Origin of the sequence: Streptomyces sp. SID12501 (assembly GCF_010550245.1) — a bacterium.
Classification (GTDB): Bacteria; Actinomycetota; Actinomycetes; order Streptomycetales; family Streptomycetaceae; genus Streptomyces.
Window position 1 is genome coordinate 34,481 of sequence record NZ_JAAGLU010000033.1, and the last position, 26,958, is coordinate 61,438.

A 26,958-nucleotide genomic window follows, 5' to 3' on the forward strand; every position below is an offset into this window, starting at 1 on the left:
CATGCCCCAGGAACTGCGCGCCGTCGGCTGGACCGGAAACAGCCTCGCGCTCATCGACCAGACCCTGCTGCCGCACCGCAACGAGACCAGGGATGTCCACGATGTGGACACCTTGGTGGACGCGATCCAGCGGCTCGTCGTACGCGGCGCGCCCGCGATCGGTGCGGCGGGCGCGTACGGGGTCGCCCTGGCGTTGCTCCAGGGCGAGCGCGAGGGCTGGACCGAGGAGCAGGTGCGGGCTGCCGTGGCGCGGATCCGCGAGGCCCGGCCGACCGCGGTCAACCTCATGGTGTGCGTGGACCGGGTCATGACCCGCTTCGACGAGGGCCTGGAGGCGGTGCTCGAAGAGGCCGCCGCCGTCCAGCGCGAGGACGTCGAGGGCAATCGCGCGATGGGCGCGCACGGCGCCGACTGGCTGCTCAAGCGCCTCGCCGGGACCGTCGGTGACCGCCCGCTGCGCATCCTGACCCACTGCAACACCGGCGCCCTCGCAACGGCCGGATGGGGTACGGCACTTGGTGTCATCCGCGAACTGCACGCGCGCGGCCGACTGGAGGTCGTGTACGCCGACGAGACGCGCCCGCTGCTCCAGGGCTCGCGCCTGACCGCCTGGGAGCTGGTCCAGGAGGGCATCCCGCACTACGTCCAGGCCGACGGGGCCGCGGCCGGCACGATCCTGCGCGGCGAGGTCGACGCGGCGATCGTCGGCGCGGACCGGATCGCGGCCAACGGCGACACCGCCAACAAGGTCGGCACGGTCGGGGTGGCGCTGGCGTGCGCGGACGCCGGAATCCCGTTCCTGGTGGCGGCGCCCACGACCACGGTCGACCTGGCGACGGCCACCGGCGACGACATCCACATCGAACTCCGGGGCGAGGAGGAGGTGTTGGAGTGGTCGGGCGTACGGACGGCACCCGCCGAGTCACGCGGCCACAACCCGGCGTTCGACGTGACGCCGGGGCGGCTGGTGACCGGGCTGGTCACCGAGCGTGGGGTGTTGGAGGTATCGGCGGGTGAACTGCCGGGCGAGCGCCTGAAGTAGCGCGGAACGGGAGGAGGGGGTCCCCGGTAACCGGGGACCCCCTCCTCCCGTTCCGCGCCGGACGTCAGCGCTGCGAGAGCTCCAACTCCAGCAGCCACTCGACGACTTCGGTGTGGTGGCGCGCCTGGCGGGGGTCGTCCCCCCACACGTACAGCCCGTGTCCCGCGACCACCACGGCCGGCATCCGGGGGTCGCGTGCCGCGTCCAGACGGTCGCCGAGCACCTTCATGTCCTGGCTGTTGGTGATGACCGGCAGGGTCACCTCGACGTCGTGGGCGGGCTGGCCGACGCCCTTGAGCATCTCGACGTCCTTGAACACGATCCCGCCGGGCTCGCGTCGCCCCATCGCCACGGACGCCACGGTGTGCACATGCACCACCGCGTCGGCGCCGGTCAGCGCGGCGACCCGGGCGTGCAGCTCGGCCTCGGCGGACGGCTTGCCGCCGTTCACCGCCGCGCCCTGCGCGTCCACCAACACCACGTCGGCGGGCGTCAGTTCACCCTTGTCGTGGCCGCTCGCGGTGACCGCGAGGAGCAGCGGATCCCGGGACAGCACCACGGACAGGTTCCCGGAGGTGCCCCGCATCCAGCCGAAGGAGGCGAAACGGGCGGACTCGGCGGCGAGCACCGCTCCCGCCTTCTCGATGTCGAGCGTGCTGATGTCGGCGGTCACGTGGTGCTCCCTGAACTGGTGGAACTGGTAGATCCGGTGGAACTGGTGGAACCCGTGATGCTGATCCCGTCGAACGTCCCCGCCTGCGGGTGGTCCCCGACGCCCTGCTCGTAGTACGGCTCCCCGGGCCGCCGGATCCCGACGGTCCGCCACCCGGCGGCACGCGCCGCGTCCAGCTCGCCCGGCCGGTCGGAGAGGAAGAGGAGACGGCTCGGGTCCGTGGTGCCGGTCGCCTCCGCGATACGGCGGTACGACTCCGGCTCCTGCTTGGGCCCCGCGTTCTCGGTGTCGTACAGGCCCGAGACCAGCGACAGCAGGTCACCCTCCGGAGTGGACGCGAACCACGCGCGCTGCGCGGCGACCGACCCGGAGGAGTAGACGTACAGCCGGAGTCCCGCCGCGTGCCAGGCACGGAGCGCGGGCAGGACGTCGTCGTAGAAGTGCGAGACGAGGTCGCCGCGTGCGAAGCCCTCGGACCAGATGATGCCCTGGAGGGTCTTGAGGGGCGTCGCCTTGCGGTCCTCGTCGAGCCAGGCGTTGAGGGTCTTCTCGACGAGTACGGCGTCGGCGCCGGGCTCGTCGATCAGCTCGCGCACCTGCGCGACCGCCCGCACCACCTCCGGAGCACCGCTCCGCTCCGCGAGCAGTGCTCCGAAACGAGAGCGGGAGTACGGATACAGCACGTCGACGACGAACCCCGTGGCGCTCGTGGTGCCCTCGATGTCGAGCACCACGGCGTCCACGGATTCCACGTCGAACACCGCGCCCGGCAAGGTCACGCGGCGGCCCTGTCCTGCTGGAACCCGGCGTCGATCGTGTCGTAGTCCGGGAAACGGGAGGCGATGGCCGAGCCGGTGAAGTTGCCGATCCAGCCGTCCTCCTCGTGGAAGAAGCGGATCGCGGTGAAGGCCGGGCTGGTGCCCATGTCGAACCAGTGCGTGGTGCCGCGCGGCACGCCCAGCAGGTCGCCCTTCTCGCAGTACACGGCGTGCACCTCGCCGCCCACGTGCAGATAGAAGATGCCGGAGCCGGAGACGAAGAAGCGGACCTCGTCATCGTCGTCGTGCGTGTGCTCCTGGAGGAACTTCGCGCGGGCCGCCTTCGCCTTCGCGGGGAACTCCGGGTCGTCGCTGGGGTGCAGTCCGAGGACGTCGACCGTGGTGAAGCCCTCCTCGGCGTTCAGCTTGTCGATCTCGCGGCCGTACGCGGCGAACACGGTGTCGCTGTCGGCGTCCGCGGGGACGTCCTCGCGGATCGGCCACTGCTCGTAGCGCACCCCGATCGGGGCCAGGGCGGCGGCGATCTCGGCCGGGTCGGAGGTACGGCGCACGACGGTCTCCGGGCCGGACTCGGGCCAGGTCGTCAGCAGGGTCATGGGAGCAACTCCAGATGCGAAGGGGGGAGTGGAGCGTGGAACACGGGCAAGAAGGACGGCGAGCGAGCAGGAAACGGGACAGGAGATGGGCCAGGAGGCGGGAGAGGAGCAGGCGACGGGCCGGTCGTCAGTCGCGACAGCCGCGACACGGCGCGTCGGTACAGCGTCGTACCGCTGTCGCGCAGGGTGTCGTCATCATCGAAAAGCCTCACTGTCCCGGGTCGGGTGCCGGTTCCGAGATGGTAACTCCCGTCGGCGGGTCGGCAGAGTGTGACGAATCCGGCGTTCCATATGCTGAGATCTGGTGTCCAAGCCTTTGACGAATGGCTGGAAACGTTCTCATGATCTCCCTATGAAGACGCTGCTGCTCGTGCGGCGGCTGTACGTGGACTTGCTCCGGTCGACCACAGCCCGCTGTCGCTGACCTGATCCGGAGTACCCGAGACGCCCCCGGCCGTGGCGTGGATTCCACCCCACGCCGCCACCTGGCACTCAGGGCCTGACACTCCCGCGCCTACGCCTTCCGGCCATCGCGCCCCTTCATCCTTGATCCCTCCCTCGCTCCCTCCCGTACTGCCCTGCACCTGGAGTCCCGCATGTCCTGCACCCGTCTCCCCCTTGCCGCGCTCTCCCTGGCCTCCGTCTCGGCGCTGTTCCTCGCGGGCTGCTCGCAGTCGACGAACGCCTCCAAGGACACCGGCGACACGTCCGCCTCCGCGTCCGCCGCCACCGGCACGAAGCCCGCCCCCTTCGACAAGGGCACGGTGAAGGTCGCGCTGGTCCGCCAGAGCGGCGCCGGTGACTACTTCGAGCAGTGGGGCAACGGCGCCAAGGCGCAGGCCAAGGCCCTCGGCATCGACCTGACCGTGTACGACGCGCAGGCCGACAACGCCAAGCAGGCCACCGACCTGTCCTCGGCGATCAACTCAGGCGCGCAGGCGATCATCGTGGACCACGGCTTCCCGTCGACGATCCAGCCCGAGATCGACAAGGCGGTGAAGAAGGGCATCAAGGTCGTCGTCTACGACGTCGAGACCGCCACGAAGGGCGTCGTCAGCACCAAGCAGGACGACGCGAGCATGGCCCAGGCAGTCCTCGACGTGATGGCGAAGGAACTCGGCAAGAACGCCAAGGTCGGCTACGTCAACGTCGCCGGCTACGCGGCCCTCGACAAGCGCGACAGTGTCTGGAAGTCGGCGGTCGACTCCAACGGCTGGAAGCAGGCCTTCAAGGTCGGCAAGGTCACCGACTCCACGGCCACTGACAACGTTCCCCTGGTCTCCGCCGCCCTCACCCAGCACTCGGACGTGACGGGCGTCTTCGCCCCCTACGACGAGCTGGCCAAGGGCACCGTCCTCGCCGTGCAGAACAAGAAGCTGCAGGACAAGGTGAAGGTGTTCGGCGCGGACGTCTCCAACGCCGACATCCAGAACATGACCGCCGCGGACAGCCCCTGGGTCGCCACCGCGGGCACCGACCCGTCCGCCGTCGGCGCCGCGGTCGTCCGTACGGCCGCCCTGGAGCTGGCCGGCCAGTTGAACAAGACCTCGGTCGAGTTCCCGGCCGTCGCCATCACCCAGGACTTCCTGAAGAGCAAGAACATCCAGAACATGGACCAGCTGCGCACCGCGCTGCCCGCGCTGAACCTCTCCCAGGTCAGCACGGCCGACTGGATCGCCAATGTCGCCCACTGAGACGCCCGCCCAGGCGCTGCCCGCGGTCGTTCTGCGGGACGTCAGTATGGCCTTCGGCGGCAAGACGGTCCTGGAGTCCGTCTCGCTCGACATCGCACCGGGCAGCGTCGTCGCGCTGCTCGGTGCGAACGGGGCCGGCAAGTCCACGCTCATCAAGATCCTGTCCGGCGTCCACACGGACCACGGCGGCGAAGTGACGGTGAACGGGGTGCCGGCCGCCCTCCAATCGCCGCTTGCCGCACGCCAGTTGGGAATCCAGACGGTGCACCAGCGGATCGGTGAGGGCATCGTGCCCGGGCTCACCGTCGCCGAGAACCTGGTCTTCGAGGAGCTGGCCCAGGCACGCGGCAACCCCTTCCTGAACGGGCGCCGTGTGCTAGCCCGCGCCCGCGAGATCCAGTCGGCCCTCGACCTCGGCTGGAGCGACGCCCTGCTCAAGCGGGACGTCACCGAACTCGGCATCTCCGACCGCCAGTTGCTCATCCTGGCCCGCGCCCTGGCCACCCGCCCGAGGCTCCTGATCCTCGACGAACCGACGTCCGCCCTCTCCGCCGCTGAAGCGGAACGCCTCTTCGCCCTGGTGGAGAAGATGCGCGACGACGGCATCGCGGTCCTGTACGTCTCCCACCGCCTCGGCGAGATCGACGCCCTGGCCGACCGGCTGGTCGTCCTGCGAGACGGCCGTCTCACCGAGGACCAGGTCAAGCCCTTCGACTGGGACAGCGCCCTGCGCGCCATGCTGGCCCAGGCCCAGGAGGCGACGTCGGCCCGTCCCCGCGCCGAGTCCGGACCCGGCGAGACCCTCCTGTCCCTGCGCGGCGTACGCCTCCTGGACGGCCGTACCCCCCAGGACCTGGACCTGCGCGCGGGCGAAGTCACCGGCGTCGTCGGCCTGTTGGGCGCGGGCAAGACGGAACTGGCCCGCGGCCTCTTCGGCGCGGAACCCTTCGCCACCGGAGCCGTGGAACTGGACGGCAAGCCGTACGCGCCGCGCCGTCCCGCCGACGCGATCCGGGCCGGCATCCACCTCGTCCCCGAGGACCGGCACGCCGACGCCCTGGTCCCCGGCTGGTCGCTCGCCCAGAACATCTCGCTGCCGTTCCTCAAGTCGTTCTCGACGGCCGGGCTGGTGAACCGCTCGAAGGAGGACGCCCTCGGCCGCGACACCATCGAGGCCCTCGGCGTCGTCGCCCGCGACGAGCACAGCACCGTCGAGGAACTGTCCGGCGGCAACCAGCAGAAGGTCGTCGTCGGCCGCTGGCTCGCCGAACGCCCCCGCGTCCTCATCCTGGACGAGCCGTTCCGAGGTGTGGACATCGGCGCCCGGCGCGACATCGGCCGCCGCGCCCGCGCCCTGGCCGCCGAGGGCGCCGCGGTCCTGGTCCTGTCCGCCGATGTCGACGAGATCCTGGAGGTCGCCGACCGGGTCGTCGTCCTCGCGGCCGGCGAGATCCACCTCGACGCGTACGGCGAGGACGCGGAACGCGACCGAGTCATCCGGACCATCTCGGCGTCGGTGTGATGCGGGGCGCTCCGCGGGTCGGGCGGTTGTTCGGCCGCGGGCCGGTGGGGGTTGGTCGCTCCCCCACTCTCGGCTTCGCTCGAGCGGGGGGACCCCCATCGCGGCGGAGCCGCAATTCGACACCGCCCCGCGCCCCTGAAGGGGCGCGATCCCGCGCCCGCCGGACAGCACTGGCCCCGCCGGACCACGTCACGCCGCATACCCCACCGCACGCCACTCCAGGAAGCACCCCATGACCACCACCCAGAGCGCTCCCGCGAAGACGGCGGCCCCGTCCACGCTCGCCGCCGGTCCGCGCATCCAGAACGCGGTGATCAAGTACGGCTTCATCTTCGTCACCGTCACCCTCTTCGCCTACTTCGCACTGAGCGAGCCGTCGTTCCGCGACTCCGCGACCCTCCTCGACACCCTGCGGTACGTGTCCGTCGCCGCGATCCTCGGCCTCGGCGTCACGCTCACCATGGCCGTCGGCGGAATGGACATGTCGGTCGGCGCGGTGGCCGGGCTCGGCGTGACCGTCGCCGCGAAGACGATGGTCTCGTACAACCAGGTCGGCGTGGTCGCGATCATCGCAGTGATAGTGGCGGGCGCCCTGGCCGGCCTCCTCAACGCCCTGCTCATCGTGGTCCTCAAGATCCCCGACATGCTGGCCACGCTGGGCACCATGTTCGTCATCCAGGGCACCAAACTCATCCTGGTCGACGGCCAGTCGATCACCCCGGGCATGACCCAGTCCGACGGCACGACGGCCCCCGGCAGATTCACCGACGGCTTCCTGCGCATCGACCGGGGCACGATCCTCGGCATCCCCGTCTCCGTGGTCATCTTCGGCGCGCTGACGGTCGTGGCCTGGGTCTTCCTGGCCCGCACCCGCTGGGGCCGAGTGCTGTACGCGATCGGCGCCAACCCCGAGGCCTCCCGCCTGGCGGGCATCCGCGTGGGCGCCTACCGGGCCCTGGCGTACGTCCTCTCCGGCGTCCTCGCCTCCATCGGCGGCCTGATCCTGGCGGCGCGCATCGGCCAGGGAGACGTCTCCGCAGGCACCTCGCAACTCCTCGAAGCCGTCGCCGTCGCCCTGGTCGGCACCTCCGTCCTCGGCCGGGGCCGCCCGAACGTGTGGGGCACCGCCCTGGGCGCGGTTCTCATCGGCATCATCACCACCGGCCTGACCATCAAGGGCCTGCCGTACTACACACAGGACGTGGTCGAGGGCGCCGTCCTGATCCTCGCCCTGGTCTTCAGCTTCACCCTGTCCAAGCGCCGCACCGCATAAGGAAGTTCACGATGGGCTACCGCATCCTGGAGCCGGCCGACATCCCCGCGTACCTGAACGGGCGCGGTCACTGGCCCGACCCTTCGGACATCCGGGTCCGCGAGGTCTCCGACGGCAACATGAACCGTGTGTTCCTCGCCAGGTCCACCGACGGCACCCGCAGCCTGGCCGTCAAGCAGGCCCTGCCCTGGGTCCGGGTGGCGGGCCCGTCCTGGCCGATGAGCCCGGAGCGAGCCGACGCCGAGGCAAGGGCGTACGAGCAGGTCGCGAAGGTGGCCCCCGACAAGATCCCGGCGATCCTCGGGTACGACCCAGAGAACTACGCCCTCGTCATGGAGGACATGTCGGACCTGGAGGTCCTGCGCACCCTCCTCAACGAGGGCGCGTCGTACGGTCCGCACACCTCCGCCCGGATCGGCGAGTTCGTGGCCCAACTGACGTTCGCGACCAGCGACTTCGGCATGGAGTCGGCGGACCGCAAGGCCTTGCTGGCGGCCTCGGTGAGCCCGGAGCTGTGCAAGATCACCGAGGACGTGGTCCTCGCCGAGCCGTACATCGAGCACGAACACAACCACTGGCACGAGGGTCTGGACGACCTGGCGACCGAGTTCCGCGCCGACGCGAGGCTCCGCACGGAGGTCGCCGACCTCCGCCACACCTTCATGACCAGCGCCCAGGCTCTCCTCCACGGCGACCTGCACACCGGCAGCGTCATGGTCGGTGAACGCGAAGGCGCCCCGGTGGTACGGGTCTTCGACCCCGAGTTCTCCTTCGTCGGCCCCATCGGCTACGACCTCGGCCTCTACTGGGCGAACGCCCTGGTCTCGGAGGAACGGGCACGCGCACTGGGCCTGTTGAGCGACCACGCCGATCAACTGGCCCTGTCCTGGGCGGCCTTCGAGTCCGAGTTCCGCGCCCTGTGGCCGACGAGGACCGACACCTTCTTCGACGACGCGTACCTGGACCGCTTCCTCCGCAGGATCTGGACGGAGGCGGTGGGCTACGCGGGCACGGAGATCATCCGCAGAATCATCGGCTTCGCCCACCTGGCAGACCTGACAACACTCCCGGACCCCGTCCCGGCCTCACGCAGGGCGCTGCTGCTGGGCCGCGAACTGATCATCCGCCGCGAGGAGTTGACCAACCCGAACGCTGTACGGGCGGTAGTGGGGAGTCTTTAGGGGCGCGGGGCTGTGTTCAATTTGCGGCTCCGCCGCGTGGGCGCGACCAGCCCCCACGCACCCGCAGACGAACAACAAACGCGAAAGGGCGGCTCCATCAACAAGGAGCCGCCCTTTTCACGCCGTACGCCTACTTCTTGTCAAGAACATCCTGAACCTTCGAACGAACCTCGTCCGTAGCCAGCCCCCGAATCGTCAGCGTCGTCCGGCGACGCAACACGTCATCCGCCGTCTCAGCCCACTCACTGTCCCGCGCATACACCACCTGCGCCCAGATCTCCGGCGCATCCGCGTGCACACGCTCACCCAGCTCAGGGTTCTCGTTCGCCAGCCGCGCGATGTCGAACGCCAGCGAACCGTAGTGCGTCGCGAGGTGCTTCGCCGTGTCGGCTGCCATGCGCGGACCCGGTGCCGGGCTGTCGACCAGCAGCCGGTGCGCGACAGCGCGCGGGTTGGCGACACCCGGAAGCGGCAGGTACTTCGGCAGGGACGCGACGGGCTCGAAGTCGTCACCCAGCGGACGGCCGGGCAGTGTCTCCAGCTTCTCCATGACCGTACGGCCGATGTGCCGGAAGGTCGTCCACTTGCCGCCCGAGACGGACAGCATCCCGCCCTTGCCCTCGGTCACGACCGTCTCCCGCTTGGCCTTCGCCGTGTCACCGGGGCCACCCGGCAGCACCCGCAGACCCGCGAAGGAGTACGTGATCAGGTCACGGGAGAGCTGCTGGTCACGGACGGAGAACGCGGCCTCGTCGAGGATCTGCTCGGTGTCCTTCTCGGTGACCGCGACATCCGCCGGGTCGCCCTCGAACACCTCGTCGGTGGTGCCGAGCAGCAGCATGTCCTCCCAGGGGAGGGCGAAGGTGATGCGGTACTTGTCGATCGGGGTCGCCAGCGCGGCCTTCCACGGAGACGTCCGCTTCAGGACCAGGTGCGCGCCCTTCGACAGCCGGATGGAAGGCGCCGCGTCCGGGTTCTCCATCTTGCGCAGGTGGTCGACCCAGGGGCCGGTCGCGTTGAGCACGAGCCGGGCGTTGACGCCGAAGTCGTCGCCGGAGAGCCGGTCGCGCAGGTCGGCACCGGTGACCCGGCCCCGGGTGAAGCGCAGAGCCGACACCTCGGCGTGGTTGAGCACGACAGCGCCCGCCTCGACGGCCGCACGGACCGTCATCAGCGCCATGCGCGCGTCGTTCATCTGACCGTCGCCGTACACGGCCACGGCCTTGAGGTTCTCGGTGCGCAGCTCGGGCACGTCCTGCGCGGCCTTGGCCGGCGACAGCAGGTGACCGACGCCGTCACCGAACGCCGACAGGGCGGAGTAGGCGAAAACGCCCGCCCCGAGCTTCGCCGCGCCGTGCGGCCCGCCCTTGTACACGGGGAGGTAGAACGTGAGCGGGTTCGCCAGGTGGGGAGCCACCTGGCGGGAGACCGCACGGCGTTCGAAGTGGTTCTCCGCCACCAGCTTCACCGCGCCGGTCTGCAGATAGCGCAGACCGCCGTGGAGAAGCTTGGAGGAGGCGGAGGAGGTGGCGCCGGCGAAGTCACCGGCGTCGACCAGAGCCACCCGCAGACCGGACTGCGCGGCATGCCAGGCCGTCGAGATGCCGAGGATGCCACCGCCGATCACGAGAAGGTCGTACGTCGCCTTGGAGAGCTGCTCCCGGGTCTCGGCACGGCTCGGGTTCGAGCCGAAGGCCGGGTGCGTACCGAGGGCAGGCACGGACTGCAGGGTGGACTGACTGGTCATGTGGGGTTCTTACTCCTCGACAGAGCTGTCTTCGAGCCAGCCCATGGACCGCTCGACGGCCTTGAGCCAGCTCTTGTACTCACGGTCGCGCTTCTCCGCGTCCATGTTGGGGGTCCACTCGGCGGCCCGGCGCCAGTTGGCGCGCAGGTCGTCGGTGTTGGTCCAGAAGCCGACGGCCAGACCGGCGGCGTAGGCGGCACCGAGGCAGGTCGTCTCGGCGACCATCGGGCGCACCACGGGGGCGTCCAGGAAGTCCGAGAGGGTCTGCATCAGCAGGTTGTTGGAGGTCATGCCGCCGTCGACCTTGAGGGCCGCGAGCTCGACGCCCGAGTCCTTGGTCATGGCGTCCGTGATCTCACGGGTCTGCCAGGCGGTCGCCTCCAGCACGGCGCGCGCGAGGTGCGCCTTGGTGACGTACCGGGTCAGGCCGGTGATCACACCGCGGGCGTCGGAGCGCCAGTACGGGGCGAACAGACCGGAGAAGGCCGGCACGAAGTAGGCGCCGCCGTTGTCCTCGACCGACGACGCGAGCGTCTCGATCTCGGCGGCGGTGGAGATCAGGCCCATCTGGTCGCGCATCCACTGCACCAGCGAACCGGTGACCGCGATCGAGCCCTCGAGGGCGTAGACCGGGGCCTGGTCGCCGATGCGGTAGCCGACCGTGGTCAGCAGGCCGCTGTACGAGTTGATGATCTTGTCGCCGGTGTTCATCAGCATGAACGTGCCGGTGCCGTACGTCGACTTGGCCTCGCCCTCGGCGAAACAGGTCTGGCCGAACAGGGCCGCCTGCTGGTCGCCGAGCGCGGAGGCGACCGGGATGCCGCCGAGCAGGTCGCCCAGCTTGCCGCCGGTGACCTCGCCGTAGACCTCGGCGGAGGAGCGGATCTCCGGGAGCATCGACAGCGGGACGCCGATCGACTCGGCGATCTTCGGGTCCCACTCCAGCGTGTGCAGGTTCATCAGCATGGTGCGGGAGGCGTTGGTGACGTCCGTGTAGTGCTTGCCGCCGTTGACACCGCCCGTCAGGTTCCAGATGACCCAGCTGTCCATGGTGCCGAAGAGGATGTCCCCGGCATCGGCACGCTCGCGCAGGCCCTCGACGTTGTCGAGCAGCCAGCGGGCCTTGGGGCCGGCGAAGTACGAGGCCAGCGGCAGGCCGGTCTCACGGCGGAAACGATCCTGCCCGACATTGCGACCCAGCTCCTTGCAGAGCGTGTCGGTACGGGTGTCCTGCCAGACGATGGCGTTGTGGACGGGCACGCCGGTGTTCTTGTCCCACAGCAGCGTCGTCTCGCGCTGGTTGGTGATGCCGATGGCCTTGATGTCGTCGCGGGTGATGCCGGCCTTGGAGATGGCTCCGGCGACGACCTCCTCGACGTTCGTCCAGATCTCGGTGGCGTCGTGCTCCACCCAGCCCGGCTTCGGGAAGATCTGCTCGTGCTCCTTCTGGTCGACGGAGACGATGCGGCCGTCCCGGTCGAAGACGATGCAGCGGCTGGAGGTGGTGCCCTGGTCGATGGCCGCGATGAACGGGCCGGCGGTGTGCGCGTCGTCGGTCACTGTGTGCTCCTGAGAGGTCCGTGGGTAGGGGACTGGCTTACGGCGTTGCTGCTCAAGGCTGCGCTGCCAGTACTCGTTGTACTGGCTGCTCTAAGCAAAAGCGACGTTGTAGATGCCCGCAGCGATGGCGCCGCCGATCAGCGGACCGACCACCGGGATCCAGGCGTAGGACCAGTCGGAGCCGCCCTTGTTGGGCAGGGGCAGGAGTGCGTGCACGATGCGCGGACCGAGGTCACGGGCCGGGTTGATCGCGTAGCCGGTCGGCCCACCGAGGGACAGACCGATGGAGACGACGACGAGGGAGGTGATCAGGGCACCCAGGACGCCCAGGCCCTTGCCGCTGTCGTTGAGGCCCTGCGTGAGGACGGCGAGCACCAGCACGATCGTGCCGATGACCTCGGTGGCGATGTTCTGCCAGACGACGCGGATCTCGGGGCCGGTGGAGAAGATTCCCAGAACCGGACCCGCCCCCTTCTCCTGCGCCTCGACGGCCTTCGTGGCCGGAGCACCGACGATCTCCTCGTCGGTCAGGTGAGCGAGGAACTGACCGTAGTAGGCGACCCAGACCAAGGACGCACCGATCATGGCGCCGAGCAGCTGGCCGCCCCAGTAGATCGGGACGTCACTCCACTCGATGCCGTTCTTCTTGAGCGCGAGCGCGAGGGTCACGGCCGGGTTGAGATGGGCGCCGGAGAGCGGCGCCGAGGTGTATACGGCCGTCAGTACGGCGAAACCCCACCCGAAGGTGATGGCGAGCCAGCCGGCGTTGCGAGCCTTGGAGGCCTTCAGCGTGACGGCGGCACAGACGCCGCCGCCGAGCAGGATGAGTATGGCGGTACCGATGGTCTCGCCGATGAAGATGTCGGAGCTGGACACCCGCGACTCCTTTGTCCTTCGTTCCAGGGGAAGAGCTGCCGGCCCTTGGCGTTGTCACACTCTAACGCCTATTGCCGGTCGGTGTTCGACAATGTCGACCGATGGACGGGAGTCTTGCCGTGGTGTTACAGGCACGTCAAGAGCTCTGTTATCGAAAACACGATCGTTATTGATTGCTGTGAGCTATCGATCTTGGGCCGGTCGCAACCCGCGTCCGCCCGTACACGCCCCGCACACGAAAAGACCGGAACATCCAAGATGTCCCGGCCGCTTTCGTGTGAAGGTTCAGATTTCGTACGGGGGCTCAGAACCGTCCCGCGCCCAGGTCCCGTGACACCGCGCGGGCGCAGTCCCGCACCGCCGCGATCAGCTCCGGGCGCAGCTCGCCCTCACGGCAGAGCCGTTCCACGGCGCCGGTGACGCCCACCGCGCCGACCGGCATCCGCCGCCGGTCGTGGATGGGGGCGGCGATGGACGCGACGCCCTCCCAGGTCTCCTCGACGTCGGCCGCGTACCCGCGCGCGCGGGTGAGGTCCAGGACGCCCTCGAAACCCTCCAGGTCGCTGATCGTCCGGTCGGTGAACGGCTTGCGCTCGGCCTCCAGGACCTCGCTGTGCGCGACCGGGTCGTAGGCCGACAGGACCTTGCCCAGAGCTGTGGAGTGCAGGGGCTGCATGGCCCCGACCTCCAGGACCTGTCGGCTGTCGTCGGGGCGGAAGACGTGGTGCACGATCAGCACGCCCCGCTGGTGCAGGACGCCCAGGTGGACGCTCTCGCCGCTGGAGCGGGCCAGGTCGTCGGTCCACACCAGGGCACGCGCGCGCAGTTCGTGGACGTCCAGATAGGTGGTCCCCAGGCGCAGCAGTTCGGCGCCCAGCTGATAGCGCCCGGACGCGGCCTCCTGCTCGACGAAGCCCTCGTGCTGGAGGGTGCGCAGGATGCCGTGGGCGGTGCCCTTGGCGAGGCCGAGGGACGAGGCGATGTCCGAGAGGCCGAGCCGACGCTCGCCGCCCGCGAGGAGCCGCAGCATCGCCGCCGCCCGTTCGAGCGACTGGATGTTCCGTGCCATCGCCGTCCTGCCTCCGTCCCCTTCGACCGCCGGCCCCCGGCGTTCGCTGCCACCGTTCGGCAATGTCGAACACTACCGGTCCATGTCGACCACCCGCCAATGGCTCGTCGACACCTGTTACATCCCGCGTACATCCGTGTGGACCCACTGCATACACCAGGTGGCTTTCAGCCACGCAACGCACGCCACGTACGTCCGTCCCGTGGACGCCCTGACCATACGGCCCCGCACCGGGCTACCCTGGCCGCGTGCGCCTTCCCCAAAGAAGACGCAAAGCCGACAGCCGTCGCACTCCAGGGAGCCCTTACATGGCCGCCTCGCCGTCCGCCCCTTCCGCCGACAACAGGATCCGTGCGTCCGCCCTCCGGGACGCACTCGCCACCCGAGTGGTGGTGGCCGACGGTGCGATGGGCACCATGCTGCAGGCGCAGGACCCGACGCTCGAGGACTTCGAGAACCTCGAAGGCTGCAACGAGATCCTGAACATCACCCGCCCCGACATCGTCCGCTCCGTCCACGAGGCGTACTTCTCGGTGGGCGTGGACTGCGTCGAGACGAACACCTTCGGCGCGAACTTCGCCGCGCTCGCCGAGTACGACATCGCCGAGCGCAACTTCGAGCTGTCGGAGGCCGGCGCCCGCATCGCCCGCGAGGTCGCCGACGAGTTCACCGCCTCCACCGGCGAGCAGCGCTGGGTCCTGGGCTCCATGGGCCCCGGCACCAAGCTGCCCACGCTCGGCCACATCACCTACGCGAAGATCCGGGACGCCTACCAGATCAACGCCGAGGGCCTGCTCTCCGGCGGCGCCGACGCGCTGATCGTCGAGACCACCCAGGACCTCCTGCAGACCAAGTCCTCCATCATCGGCGCCCGCCGCGCCATGGAGGCGGTGGGCCTCACCGTCCCGCTGATCTGCTCCGTCACCGTCGAGACCACCGGCACCATGCTGCTCGGCTCGGAGATCGGCGCGGCACTGACCGCGCTGGAACCGCTGGGCATCGACATGATCGGCCTGAACTGCGCCACGGGCCCCGCCGAGATGAGCGAGCACCTGCGCTACCTCGCGCGCAGCGCCCGCATCCCGCTCTCCTGCATGCCCAACGCCGGTCTGCCCGTCCTGACCAAGGACGGCGCGTACTACCCGCTCAGCGCCCCGGAGCTCGCCGACGCCCAGGAGAACTTCGTCCGCGAGTACGGCCTCTCGCTGGTCGGCGGCTGTTGCGGCACGACCCCCGAACACCTGCGCAAGGTCGTGGAGCGGGTCCGCGGCACGGCCGTCACCGAGCGGAGGCCCCAGCCCGAGGCGGGCGCCGCCTCGCTCTACCAGATGGTCCCGTTCCGCCAGGACACCGCCTACATGGCGATCGGCGAGCGCACCAACGCCAACGGTTCCAAGAAGTTCCGCGAGGCCATGCTCGATGCCCGCTGGGACGACTGCGTCGAGATGGTCCGCGACCAGATCCGCGAGGGCGCGCACATGCTCGACCTCTGCGTGGACTACGTCGGCCGCGACGGCGTCGCCGACATGGAGGAGCTCGCGGGCCGCTTCGCCACCGCCTCCACGCTGCCGATCGTCCTGGACTCCACCGAGGTTCCCGTCCTGCGGGCGGGCCTGGAGAAGCTCGGCGGCCGGGCCGTCATCAACTCGGTGAACTACGAGGACGGCGACGGACCGGAGTCCCGCTTCGCCAAGGTCACCAGGCTGGCCCAGGAGCACGGCGCCGCGCTCATCGCGCTCACCATCGACGAGGAGGGCCAGGCCCGTACCGTCGAGCACAAGGTCGCCATCGCCGAGCGCCTGATCGAGGACCTGACGACGAACTGGGGGATCCACGAGTCGGACATCCTCATCGACACCCTCACCTTCACCATCTGCACCGGCCAGGAGGAGTCCCGCAAGGACGGCATCGCCACGATCGAGTCGATCCGCGAGCTCAAGCGCCGCCGCCCGGACGTCCAGACCACCCTCGGCCTGTCCAACATCTCCTTCGGCCTGAACCCGGCCGCCCGCATCCTGCTCAACTCGGTCTTCCTCGACGAGTGCGTCAAGGCCGGCCTCGACTCGGCGATCGTGCACGCGTCGAAGATCCTCCCCATCGCGCGCTTCAGTGAGGAGGAGGTGACCACCGCCCTCGACCTGATCCACGACCGGCGGACCGAGGGCTACGACCCGCTGCAGAAGCTGATGGCCCTCTTCGAGGGCGTCAACACCAAGTCGATGAAGGACGGCCGCGCCGAGGAACTCCTCGCCCTCCCGCTGGACGAGCGACTGCAGCGCCGCATCATCGACGGCGAGAAGAACGGCCTGGAGACCGACCTCGACGAGGCCCTGACGACCCGCCCGGCCCTCGACATCGTCAACGACACCCTCCTGGAGGGTATGAAGGTCGTCGGCGAGCTCTTCGGCTCCGGCCAGATGCAGCTCCCGTTCGTCCTGCAGTCCGCCGAGGTGATGAAGACGGCGGTCGCCTACCTCGAACCACACATGGAGAAGACGGACGACGACGGCAAGGGCACCATCGTGCTCGCCACAGTCCGCGGCGACGTCCATGACATCGGCAAGAACCTTGTCGACATCATCCTCACCAACAACGGCTACAACGTCGTCAACATCGGCATCAAGCAGCCGGTCTCCGCGATCCTCGAAGCCGCGCAGGAGCACAAGGCCGACGTCATCGGCATGTCCGGACTCCTGGTCAAGTCCACGGTGATCATGAAGGAGAACCTCCAGGAGCTCAACCAGCGCAAGCTGGCCGCCGACTACCCGGTGATCCTCGGCGGCGCGGCCCTCACCCGTGCCTACGTCGAGCAGGACCTGCACGAGATCTACGAGGGCGAGGTCCGCTACGCCCGCGACGCCTTCGAGGGCCTGCGCCTGATGGACGCCCTGATCGGCGTCAAGCGCGGTGTCCCCGGCGCCAAGCTGCCCGAACTCAAGCAGCGCCGCGTCCGCCCGAGCGCCGCCGCCGTACAGGTCGAGGAACGCCCCGAGGAAGGCCACGTCCGCTCCGACGTCGCCATCGACAACCCCGTCCCCACCCCGCCCTTCCGGGGCACCCGCGTCATCAAGGGCATCCAGCTCAAGGAGTACGCGAGCTGGCTCGACGAGGGCGCCCTCTTCAAGGGCCAGTGGGGCCTCAAGCAGGCCCGCACCGGCGACGGCCCGACCTATGAGGAGCTGGCCGAGACCGAGGGCCGCCCCAGGCTGCGCGGCCTCCTGGACAAGCTCCAGACGGACAGCCTGCTGGAGGCGGCCGTCGTCTACGGCTACTTCCCGTGCGTCTCCAAGGACGACGACCTGATCATCCTCGACGACCAGGGCAACGAACGTACGCGCTTCACGTTCCCGCGCCAGCGCCGTGGCCGCCGACTGTGTCTGGCCGACTTCTTCCGCCCGGAGGAGTCCGGCGAGACGGACGTCGTCGGCCTCCAGATCGTCACCATGGGCAACCGGATCGGCGAGGAGACCGCCAAGCTCTTCGAGGCGAACTCCTACCGCGACTACCTCGAACTGCACGGACTGTCCGTCCAGTTGGCCGAGGCCCTCGCCGAGTACTGGCACGCACGCGTCCGCTCCGAACTGGGCTTCGCCGGCGAGGACCCCGCCGACGTCGAGGACATGTTCGCCCTCAAGTACCGGGGTGCCCGCTTCTCCCTCGGCTACGGCGCCTGCCCCGACCTGGAGGACCGCGCCAAGATCGCCGACCTGCTCAAGCCCGAGCGCATCGGCGTCCACCTCTCCGAGGAGTTCCAGCTCCACCCCGAACAGTCCACCGACGCCATCGTCATCCACCACCCCGAGGCGAAGTACTTCAACGCCCGCTGAGTCTTCCAGCGCACGCTGATCGGACAAGACGTACACTTGACGGTCCACCGCAGGCCGGTTGCCCTCTGTGCACTCAGGGGCAACCGGCCTGATCGTCCCTCAAGGAGGTGCGCCAGGATGACCAGCACGGTCCCCGCGCTCGGAACCCGTTCGGCCGAAGGCTCAGCACTGCAGGCCGTACTCCTCGATATGGACGGCACCCTGGTGGACACCGAGGGGTTCTGGTGGGACGTCGAGGTCGAGATCTTCGCCGGCCTCGGTCACACCCTCGACGACTCCTGGCGGCACGTCGTGGTCGGCGGCCCCATGACCCGCAGCGCCGGTTTCCTCATCGAGGCCACCGGCGCCGACATCACCTTCGCCGAACTCTCGGAACTGCTCAACGACGGGTTCGAGGACCGTATCGGCCGCGCCCTGCCCCTGATGCCGGGCGCCGCCCGCCTCCTCGCCGAACTCTCCGCGCACGAGATCCCGACGGCCCTCGTCTCCGCCTCGCACCGCCGGATCATCGACCGGGTTCTGGCCTCCCTGGGCCCGCACCACTTCGCCCTGAGCATCGCGGGCGACGAGGTGGAGCGTACGAAGCCCTACCCCGACCCCTATCTGATCGCCGCCGCGCGACTCGGCGCCGACCCGGCGAGATGCGCCGTCGTCGAGGACACGGCCACCGGGGTCGCGGCTGCGGAGGCCGCCGGCTGCCACGTCGTGGCCGTGCCGTCGGTCGCGCCCATCGCCCCCGGCGCGCGCCGCACGATCGTGACCTCGCTGGAAGAAGTCGACCTGCCCTTTCTGCACGGGCTGATGAGGAACGACTGACGGCGAATGACTGATGGCAGCGGACTGATCACGGAAATGCGATGACGCGTTTACCGAGTGTGCCCGATCGAATGCGGGATAACGCGCGGATGAACGGGCAGGTCATCAAATGAGAATTAAGGCCCTCTTCTGATCTCGTCGGTGGCGAATTCACGTAAGCACTCTCAGCTCCGGGTGTGTGAGGTTCGCCACCCGACAGGGGCTCGACAAACGACAAGTGCCGTGTACATGCACCTCGTTCGAGAGCTCTCGGTGCGCCCTTGTGTCCCGTTTGGGGAGAACCTGCGCGGAATCCTTCCACTGTCGGTTTTTTCGGTGCGTCCACACCCGGTTCCGCAGCGTGATGAGCCCCCAACTCCGGCTGCATGCGGGCCCCTCCGCGGTCCGGACTAATCTCGTTGGGAGAACATCGCCACAATCCCTCACCCGCGAGCACCACCCCACGCCCGCCGGGTCCCTGGGATCGACAGCCTGGAGAACCCCGAGCATGAACCGCAAGACTTTGGTGCTGCCGACAGTGGTCGGCCTGCTCGCTCCGGTGCTGGCCGCCTGCGGCGGAGTGGACGGCGGGAGCAGCAGCGGCGACGCGATCGTCGTCGGCACCACGGACCGGTTCACCGCCTCGAAGGAGGCCCCGGCGCCGATCGACCCGGCCTACGCCTACGACGTCGGCACCTGGAACATCCTGCGCCAGACCGTGCAGACCCTCATGGTCCAGCCGCGCGGCGACGGCGAACCGGTGCCCGAGGCCGCCGAGAAGTGCGGGTTCACGGACAGCGGCAACGAGCGCTACGTCTGCACCCTGCGCAAGGACCTCAAATTCTCCACCGGCGAGGCCGTCAAGGCGTCCGACGTGAAGTTCTCCATCGACCGGGCCCTGCGGATCCAGGCCGACAGCGGTGTGTTCGCCCTGCTGTCCACGATCGACACCGTCGAGACCAAGGGCGACCGCGAGGTCATCTTCCACCTCAAGACCGCCGACGCCACCTTCCCGTTCAAGCTGTCCACCCCGGTCGCGGGCATCATCAACCCGGACGACTACGACAAGGACAAGCTGCGGGACGGTTTCGACGTCGACGGCTCCGGCCCGTACACGCTCCACGCCGAGGTCAAGAACGACGAACTCGTCAAGGCCGTCTTCACCAAGAACTCGTATTACAAGGGGCAGTTGACCCCCAAGAACGACAAGGTCGAAATGCGTTCCTTCGAGGACGCCGCGGCCATGGGCACCGCGCTCTCCAAGGGCGACATCGACCTGATGACCCGCACGATGTCCCCCGAGCAGATCAGGAAGCTCGACGAGGACTCGGCCGGCGACATCGACCTCGTTCAGATGCCCGGCCTCGAAATCCGCTACCTCGCCTTCAACACCGACGCTCCGACGGTGAAGGTGAAAGCGGTCCGCCAGGCGATGGCCCAGATCATCAACCGCCCCGAACTCGTCTCCAAGGTGTACGGCGACGAGGCCCAGCCGCTCTACTCGCTGGTCCCGGCCACCATCACCGGCCACTCGAACTCCTTCTTCAACAAGTACGGCGAGCCGAACGACATCAAGGCCAAAACCCTGATGGAGAGCGCCGGCATCACCACCCCGGTGAAACTGACCCTGCACTACACGACCGACCACTACGGCTCGGCCACCAAGCAGGAGTTCGAGGAACTGCAGAAGCAGCTCAACGCCAGCGGACTGTTCAAGGTCACCATCAAGGGCGCCCCCTGGGCCACCTTCCGCCCGGCCGAGAAGGAAGGCGACTACGACGTCTACGGGATGGGCTGGTTCCCCGACTTCCCCGACGCCGACAACTACCTCGCGCCGTTCCTCGACAAGGACAACTTCCTCAACCTGCCGTACGCCAACGCCAGGATCCGCGACAGCCTGATCCCCGAGTCCCGTCGCGAGGCCGACCGCCTGACGGCCTCCACGAGCCTCACGGACATCCAGGACATCGTTGCCGACGACGTACCCGTGCTGCCGCTGTGGCAGGGCAACCAGTACATTGCCGCACGCGACGGCATCACCGGCGCCGAGTGGGCCCTCAACTCCTCGTCCACGCTCCAGCTCTGGGAGCTCGGCCGCGGTGTGACCAACTGACCCGCACACCGGTCCGACGCACACATCCCGACCCGGGGCTGGGACGGCCCCGGGTATCCAAGACCAGACGACAAGGCACTTCCACGTGAACCTGCGCAACCAGTGGCCGGTCCTGCCCATCGTGGCGGGGCTGGCCTCCGGCCTGCTGACCGGCTGCGGCTCGGAGAACGGCGATCTGGGGTCCGGCGGCTCCACCGTGGTCATGGGGATGTCCGACGACGTCCTGGCGACCGACCCCGCCTCCGGCTACGACCCCGGCTCCTGGCTGTTGTTCAACAACGTCTTCCAGTCGTTGCTGAGCTTCCCCAACGGGGGCACCGAACCCCAGCCCGAGGCGGCCGAACAGTGCGCCTTCAGCGACGCGCAGACCAAGGTCTACAAGTGCACCCTGCGTGACGGCCTGAAGTTCAGCAACGGTGACGCGCTCACCTCGGAGGACGTGAAGTTCTCCTTCGACCGCATGCTGAAGATCAACGACGATGCCGGCCCCGCGATCATGTTCCCGATGCTCGGCTCGGTGGACACCCCGAACGAGAAGACCGTCGTCTTCAACCTCAAGGTGCCCGACGCCACCTTCCCCAGCAAGATCGCCTCCGGCGCGGGCTCGATCGTCGACCACCGGCAGTACGACGAGGACGGCCTGCGCAAGGACGGCGAAGCCGTCGGCTCCGGCCCCTACAAGCTCGACTCGTTCGGCGACGACAGCGCGGTCTTCTCCGTCAACCCGAACTACAAGGGCACCGCCGAGGTCCAGAACTCCGGCGTCACCCTCAAGTTCTTCCACGGCGACCAGACCGAGCTGAAGCAGGCGATCGTCGACAAGGACATCGACATCGCCTACCGAGGCCTCAACGCCGGCGACATAACCGACATCGAGAACGACAGCGGCAACGAGGGCATCGACGTCGTCGAGGGCACCAGCGCCGAGGTCCAGCACCTCGTCTTCAACATGAACGACCCGGTCGCCGGAAAGATCGGCGTACGCAAGGCCATCGCCTATCTCCTCGACCGCGAAGCCCTTGTCAACCAGGTCTACGAGGACACGGCGACCCCCCTCTACTCGATCATCCCGGCCGGCATAGCCGGTCACAACACCGCCTTCTTCGACACCTACGGCGCCCGCCCCTCCAAGGCCAAGGCTCAGGCGGCGCTCCAGGCCGACGGCATCACCAGCAGGGTCAAGCTGACCCTCTGGTCGACCCCGTCCCGCTACGGCCCCGCCACCGACGACGAGTTCAAGGCCATCGCCGAGCAGCTCAACGCCAGCGGCCTGTTCGAGGCGACCGTCAAGTCCGTCCCCTTCGCGCAGTACGAGAAGGACATCGAGGCCGGCAAGTACGGCGTCTACGTGAAGGGCTGGGTGCCGGACTACCCCGACGCCGACAACTTCACCGCCCCCTTCTTCGGCCAGGGCAACGTACTCGGCAACAACTTCACCAACAGCACCATCACCGACACCCTGATCCCCGGCACCGCCGCCCAGAGCGACCGCGGCGCGACCGACGCGGACTTCGGTGAACTCCAGGACATCGTCGCCAAGGAGGTCCCCGTCCTCCCCATCTGGCAGGCCAAGCAGTACGCCGTCGTCCGCGACAACGTCTACGGCCTGGAGTACTGCCTCGACGCCTCGACCGTCTTCCGCTTCTGGGAGATCAACAAGGGCTGACGCCGGCCGCAAAACGCATGAGGGCGCCCCTGCCGTTCCGGAACGGCAGGGGCGCCCTCATGCGTGCACACGTACAACACGTACACACCGCCCGGCTACTGCGCGCCGGGACGCACCAGCCCGCTCTCGTACGCGTACACCGCGGCCTGCACCCGGTCGCGCAGCCCCAGCTTGGTCAGCACATGCCCGACATGCGTCTTGACCGTCGTCTCGCTGACGAAGAGATCAGCGGCGACCTCCGCGTTCGACAGCCCCCGCGCCACCAGCTTCAGCACCTCGACCTCACGCTCGGTCAACGTGTTCAGCGCGTCCGGCACGGGCTCGTCACCCGACGGCAGATGCCCGGCGTACTTGTCCAGCAGGCGACGCGTGATGCTCGGCGCGAGCATCGCCTCGCCCGAGGCCACCACCCGGATCGCCTGCACCAGCTCGTTCGCCGGCGCGTCCTTCAGGAGGAAGCCGCTGGCACCCGCCCGTAGCGCCTCCACCACGTACTCGTCGAGGTCGAAGGTCGTCAGCACCAGCACCTTCGCGGGCCCGTCCCGCCCCGGCCCGGTGATCTGCCGAGTCGCCTCCACACCGTCCATCCGCGGCATACGGATGTCCATCAGAACCACATCGGGCTGCAGGGCACGCACCTGGTCGATCGCCTGAAGACCGTCTCCGGCCTCGCCGACAACCGCGATGTCCTGCTCGGCCTCCAGAATCATCCGGAACCCGGTACGCAGCAGCGGCTGGTCGTCGACCAGTAGGACACGGATGGCCACGTAAGTCTCCTTCGCTCGTCAGCCCCATTCTGCCCTGTGCGCCACCGCGTCCCCGAAGGGGCGCGAGGCTGTATCGATCTGCGGCTCCGCCGCGAGTGGGGGAGCGACCAATCCCCACCAACCCGCAGGTGACTACGGCGCTTCCGGTGGAGCCCCACGCACGGGCAACGGATAGACCGGGGGAGTCCCCCCGAACTCCGGACACACCGCCTGGTGATCGCACCAACCGCACAGCTTCGTCGGCCGGGGCCGCCACACCCCCGTCTCCGTGGCCTCCCGGATCGCCTCCCACAACGCCAGCAGCTTCCGCTCCACCCGCTCCAGATCGGCCATGACCGGGTCGTACGTCAGCACATCCCCACTGCCGAGATACACCAGCTGAAGCCGCCGCGGCACCACATTCTTCAAGCGCCACACGACCAGCGCGTAGAACTTCATCTGGAACAGCGCGCCCTCCGAATACTCCGGACGCGGTGCCTTCCCCGTCTTGTAGTCGACGATCCGCACCTCGCCCGTGGGCGCCACATCGACCCGGTCGATGATCCCGCGCAGCTTCAGCCCGGAATCCAGCTCCGCCTCGACGAACAGCTCACGCTCGGCAGGCTCGAGCCGCGTCGGGTCCTCCAGCCCGAACCAGCGCTCGACCAGCCGCTCCGCCTCGCCCAGCCACCGCGCCAGCCGCTCCCCGTCCGGATCGTCCGCGAAAAGCTCCACCACCTCCGGCCGCGACTCCCTCAGCCGGTCCCACTGACCCGGGATCAACGACTTCGCCTGCGGCGCCGTCCGCTCGGCAGCCGGCGCGTCGAACAGTCGCTCGAGCACCGCGTGCACCAGCGTGCCTCTCGTCGCCGCCTCACTCGGCTTCTCCGGCAGCCGGTCGATCACCCGGAACCGGTACAGCAAAGGGCACTGCATGAAGTCACTGGCCCGCGAGGGCGACAGCGACGCCGGCGCGGAGGGCAGCACGACCGGCGAGACGGACTCGGCGGCGCCCTCGGTGCTCATTTCCATGACGACGACCATACGGCCCGCCACTGACAGTGACCCAGCCACCGCCACGCCCAGGCCACAACACCCCGGCGAACACAGGGGGTGCCGGGGCGGAACACGTCGCGACGGCCGCATACCATCGACCCGAGGCCCTTCCGCCCCGGAGCGGAAAAGGGAGACGTATCCGACAAGGGGACACCGTGGACGAGAGCGGCGGGAGCGGACAGCCGCGCTCCGGCAACGACCAGTCGACCGACCGCCACACCGGCGGTACGGCGTCGACCACCGACCCCACACACGCCGAACCCACGACGACCGGCACCCGAGTCGCGGAGACCGGGAAACCCGACGCGGAGCCGGAACCCACACGGACCGACGAGCATACCGACACCGACGAACCGGCCACCCCGGAACCGGCGGAAGCCACTGAAACCGACGAGGCCGCCGACAGCCCCGGCCGCACAGGCGCCACGCCCCGCCTCGCCAAGTCCCGTGTCCCTCGCAGGCCCAAGGACCCCGGCGGCGGCCTCCTCATGGGACGGCCCTTCGGCGTACCCGTCTACGTCGCCCCCAGCTGGTTCCTCGTCGCCGCCCTCATCACCTGGGTCTTCGGCGGCCAGCTGGACCGCGTACTGCCCGAACTCGGCGCCGTCCGCTACCTCGTCTCCCTCTTCTTCGCGGTCGCCTTCTACGCCTCCGTCCTCGTCCACGAACTCGCCCACACCGTTGCCGCCCTCCGCTTCAAACTCCCGGTACGCCGCATCCAGCTCCAGTTCTTCGGCGGCGTCTCCGAGATCGAGAAGGAGTCCGAGACCCCCGGCCGCGAATTCGTCCTCGCCTTCGTCGGTCCGCTTCTGTCCCTGATCCTCGCGGGCGTCTTCTACATCGCCCTCCAGACCGTCGAACCCGGAACCGTCCCCGGCGTCCTGCTGGCCGGCCTCATGATCTCCAACCTCATCGTGGCCGCCTTCAACCTCCTGCCCGGTCTGCCCCTCGACGGCGGCCGCATGCTCCGCGCCGTCGTCTGGAAGATCACCGGCAAACCCATGACCGGCACGATCGCCGCCGCCTGGGTCGGCCGAGCCCTCGCCGTCTCCGTCCTCATCGGACTCCCGCTGCTCACCCAGTCCGGCGCCCTCGGCTCCACCGCCGAGGACAGCGTCGGCATGGACACCGTCACCGACGCCCTGCTCGCCGCGATCCTCGCAGCGATCATCTGGACCGGCGCCGGCAACAGCCTCCGTATGGCCCGCCTGCGCGAACACCTCCCGGAGCTGCGCGCCCGCAACCTCACCCGCCGTGCCGTCCCCGTCGAGACCAACACCCCTCTCTCCGAGGCCCTGCGCCGCGCCAACGACGCCGGGGCCCGCGCCCTCGTCGTCGTCGACCCCGAAGGAGAACCCCTCTCCCTCGTCCGCGAGGCCGCCATCGTCGGCGTACCCGAACACCGCCGCCCCTGGGTCTCCGTCAGCGGCCTGGCCCAGGACCTCACCGACGGCATGCGGGTCTCCGCGGAACTCTCCGGCGAGGAACTCCTCGACGCCCTGCGCGCGACCCCCGCCACCGAATACCTGGTCGTGGAGGATTCCGGCGAGATCTACGGAGTCCTCTCGGCGGCCGACGTGGAGCGCGCCTTCGTGAAGGCGATGGCCCGCCCGAACTAGAGCACGACTCTCCGCGAGGGTCACTCCCGAAGCCGGTCCCGCACCCGCAACCCGATGGTCAGCGGTCCTCGGCAACACCGGTAGGCTCTTCACATGTCCGAACCGACCGGTGCCGCCCGCAGGCGCGGGCCCTTCAAGGTCGGGGACCAGGTTCAGCTGACCGACCCCAAGGGCCGCCACTACACGTTCACGCTCGAAGCCGGAAAGAACTTTCACACCCACAAAGGTTCTTTCCCGCACGACGAGCTGATCGGCGCACCCGAGGGCAGCGTTGTCCGCACCACCGGAAACGTCGCCTACCTCGCGCTGCGCCCCCTGCTCCCCGACTACGTCCTGTCCATGCCCCGCGGCGCCGCCGTGGTCTACCCCAAGGACGCGGGGCAGATCCTCGCCTTCGCCGACATCTTCCCCGGCGCACGCGTCGTCGAAGCGGGCGTAGGCTCCGGCTCGCTCAGCAGCTTCCTGCTGCGCGCCATCGGCGACCAGGGCATGCTGCACTCCTACGAGCGCCGCGAGGACTTCGCCGAAATCGCCCAGCAGAACGTCGAGCGCTACTTCGGCGGCCCCCACCCCGCCTGGCAGCTCACCGTCGGCGACCTCCAGGACAACCTGAGCGACACCGAGGTCGACCGCGTCGTCCTCGACATGCTCGCCCCCTGGGAATGCCTGGAGGCCGTCTCCAAGGCGCTCGTCCCCGGCGGCATCGTCTGCTGCTACGTCGCGACCACCACCCAGCTCGCCCGGACCGTCGAGTCCATCCGCGAGATCGGCTGCTTCAACGAGCCGAGCGCCTGGGAGTCGATGGTCCGCAACTGGCACATCGAGGGCCTCGCCGTCCGCCCCGACCATCGCATGATCGGCCACACCGGCTTCCTGCTCACCGCCCGCCGCCTCGCCGACGGCGTCGAGCCGCCCATGCGCCGCCGCCGCCCCTCCAAGGGCTCCTACGGCGAGGACTACACCGGCCCCAACGCCGACGGCGGCAACGGCCGCTGACCGCGTCAACGCACCGACACCGTGGCCGGGTTCCCGCAGCACACCGGGAACCCGGCCACAACACTTTCCCGTTGACGCCACAACGGCACCGGTGCTGCCACCGAACACCGCTCACCCCGCCGTTCCCC

General features: G+C 69.0%; 20 protein-coding genes. 11 read left to right on the top strand and 9 right to left on the bottom strand.

Translation table 11 applies throughout. From position 1 onward, the window contains the following. Position 1 precedes the first annotated feature (1 nt). Positions 2–1,042 carry an S-methyl-5-thioribose-1-phosphate isomerase gene (gene mtnA, locus G3I71_RS33240; RefSeq protein WP_164320496.1) on the top strand — a complete coding sequence of 347 codons (1,041 nt, stop codon included), beginning with the start codon at positions 2–4 and terminating at the stop codon, positions 1,040–1,042. A gap of 64 nt (positions 1,043–1,106) precedes the next feature. On the opposite strand, the gene mtnB is transcribed toward mtnA, so the two are convergent. From mtnB to G3I71_RS33255, 3 genes are read right to left on the bottom strand one after another with little or no spacing between them, the layout of a single operon-like run. Next, a complete protein-coding gene (gene mtnB, locus G3I71_RS33245) occupies positions 1,107–1,715 on the bottom strand; it encodes a methylthioribulose 1-phosphate dehydratase (protein ID WP_164320498.1) in 609 nt (202 codons plus the stop codon). Further along, positions 1,712–2,494 (bottom strand): acireductone synthase, encoded by a 783-nt coding sequence (gene mtnC / locus G3I71_RS33250; protein WP_343243141.1) that lies wholly within the window; start codon positions 2,492–2,494, stop codon positions 1,712–1,714. Before mtnC ends, mtnB begins: the two co-directional genes overlap by 4 nt. Further along, positions 2,491–3,090 carry an acireductone dioxygenase gene (locus G3I71_RS33255; protein ID WP_164320500.1) on the bottom strand — a complete coding sequence of 200 codons (600 nt, stop codon included), beginning with the start codon at positions 3,088–3,090 and terminating at the stop codon, positions 2,491–2,493. Before G3I71_RS33255 ends, mtnC begins: the two co-directional genes overlap by 4 nt. A 596-nt stretch (positions 3,091–3,686) precedes the next feature. On the opposite strand from G3I71_RS33255, the gene G3I71_RS33260 reads away from it, so the two are divergent. The 4 genes from G3I71_RS33260 to mtnK all read left to right on the top strand — a co-directional run bounded on the left by G3I71_RS33260 (position 3,687) and on the right by mtnK (position 8,760). Beyond that, entirely contained in the window at positions 3,687–4,784 is a 1,098-nt protein-coding gene (locus tag G3I71_RS33260) for a substrate-binding domain-containing protein (protein ID WP_164320502.1), read from the top strand. Continuing rightward, on the top strand, positions 4,771–6,306 hold the full coding sequence (locus tag G3I71_RS33265) for a sugar ABC transporter ATP-binding protein (RefSeq protein ID WP_164320504.1): 1,536 nt from the start codon (positions 4,771–4,773) through the stop codon (positions 6,304–6,306). The genes G3I71_RS33260 and G3I71_RS33265 overlap by 14 nt, the downstream gene beginning before the upstream one ends. A 232-nt stretch (positions 6,307–6,538) precedes the next feature. Continuing rightward, entirely contained in the window at positions 6,539–7,579 is a 1,041-nt protein-coding gene (locus tag G3I71_RS33270; protein WP_164320506.1) for an ABC transporter permease, read from the top strand. A gap of 11 nt (positions 7,580–7,590) precedes the next feature. Then, positions 7,591–8,760 (top strand): S-methyl-5-thioribose kinase, encoded by a 1,170-nt coding sequence (gene mtnK, locus G3I71_RS33275; protein WP_164320508.1) that lies wholly within the window; start codon positions 7,591–7,593, stop codon positions 8,758–8,760. A gap of 130 nt (positions 8,761–8,890) precedes the next feature. Here the strand turns inward: mtnK and G3I71_RS33280 are convergent, their stop codons facing one another. From G3I71_RS33280 to G3I71_RS33295, 4 genes are all read right to left on the bottom strand, one after another. Next, positions 8,891–10,507, bottom strand: coding sequence for a glycerol-3-phosphate dehydrogenase/oxidase (locus tag G3I71_RS33280; RefSeq protein ID WP_164320510.1), 1,617 nt, complete (start codon positions 10,505–10,507; stop codon positions 8,891–8,893). A gap of 9 nt (positions 10,508–10,516) precedes the next feature. Then, entirely contained in the window at positions 10,517–12,067 is a 1,551-nt protein-coding gene (gene glpK, locus G3I71_RS33285) for a glycerol kinase GlpK (RefSeq protein ID WP_164320512.1), read from the bottom strand. Between the two features lie 90 nt (positions 12,068–12,157). Next, on the bottom strand, positions 12,158–12,943 hold the full coding sequence (locus G3I71_RS33290; protein WP_164320514.1) for an MIP/aquaporin family protein: 786 nt from the start codon (positions 12,941–12,943) through the stop codon (positions 12,158–12,160). A 304-nt stretch (positions 12,944–13,247) separates the two neighbouring features. After that, positions 13,248–14,012, bottom strand: a complete 765-nt coding sequence (locus G3I71_RS33295; protein ID WP_164320516.1) for an IclR family transcriptional regulator — start codon at positions 14,010–14,012, stop codon at positions 13,248–13,250. Positions 14,013–14,320: 308 nt separating this feature from the next. Between G3I71_RS33295 and metH the strand changes: the two genes are divergently transcribed. From metH to G3I71_RS33315, 4 genes are all read left to right on the top strand, one after another. Next, positions 14,321–17,839 carry a methionine synthase gene (gene metH / locus G3I71_RS33300; RefSeq protein ID WP_164320518.1) on the top strand — a complete coding sequence of 1,173 codons (3,519 nt, stop codon included), beginning with the start codon at positions 14,321–14,323 and terminating at the stop codon, positions 17,837–17,839. Between the two features lie 117 nt (positions 17,840–17,956). Further along, complete coding sequence (locus G3I71_RS33305; RefSeq protein WP_164320520.1) at positions 17,957–18,655, top strand: HAD family phosphatase; 699 nt, start codon at positions 17,957–17,959, stop codon at positions 18,653–18,655. Positions 18,656–19,142: 487 nt separating this feature from the next. Beyond that, positions 19,143–20,747, top strand: a complete 1,605-nt coding sequence (locus G3I71_RS33310; protein WP_164320522.1) for an ABC transporter substrate-binding protein — start codon at positions 19,143–19,145, stop codon at positions 20,745–20,747. Positions 20,748–20,832: 85 nt separating this feature from the next. Continuing rightward, positions 20,833–22,413: an ABC transporter substrate-binding protein gene (locus tag G3I71_RS33315; protein WP_164320524.1), complete on the top strand. Its 1,581-nt coding sequence runs from the start codon at positions 20,833–20,835 to the stop codon at positions 22,411–22,413. Between the two features lie 95 nt (positions 22,414–22,508). Here G3I71_RS33315 and G3I71_RS33320 read toward each other — a convergent pair whose 3' ends face one another. Continuing rightward, a complete protein-coding gene (locus G3I71_RS33320; protein WP_164320526.1) occupies positions 22,509–23,180 on the bottom strand; it encodes a response regulator transcription factor in 672 nt (223 codons plus the stop codon). Positions 23,181–23,312: 132 nt separating this feature from the next. After that, positions 23,313–24,191: a RecB family exonuclease gene (locus G3I71_RS33325; protein ID WP_239149493.1), complete on the bottom strand. Its 879-nt coding sequence runs from the start codon at positions 24,189–24,191 to the stop codon at positions 23,313–23,315. A 179-nt stretch (positions 24,192–24,370) separates the two neighbouring features. Between G3I71_RS33325 and G3I71_RS33330 the strand changes: the two genes are divergently transcribed. Both G3I71_RS33330 and G3I71_RS33335 read left to right on the top strand, forming a co-directional pair. After that, the gene (locus tag G3I71_RS33330; protein WP_164320529.1) at positions 24,371–25,834 is read left to right on the top strand and encodes a site-2 protease family protein; all 1,464 of its coding nucleotides are present in this window, start codon (positions 24,371–24,373) and stop codon (positions 25,832–25,834) included. 93 nt (positions 25,835–25,927) lie between these two features. Then, positions 25,928–26,830, top strand: coding sequence for a tRNA (adenine-N1)-methyltransferase (locus G3I71_RS33335; protein ID WP_164320531.1), 903 nt, complete (start codon positions 25,928–25,930; stop codon positions 26,828–26,830). Positions 26,831–26,958: the final 128 nt, after the last annotated feature.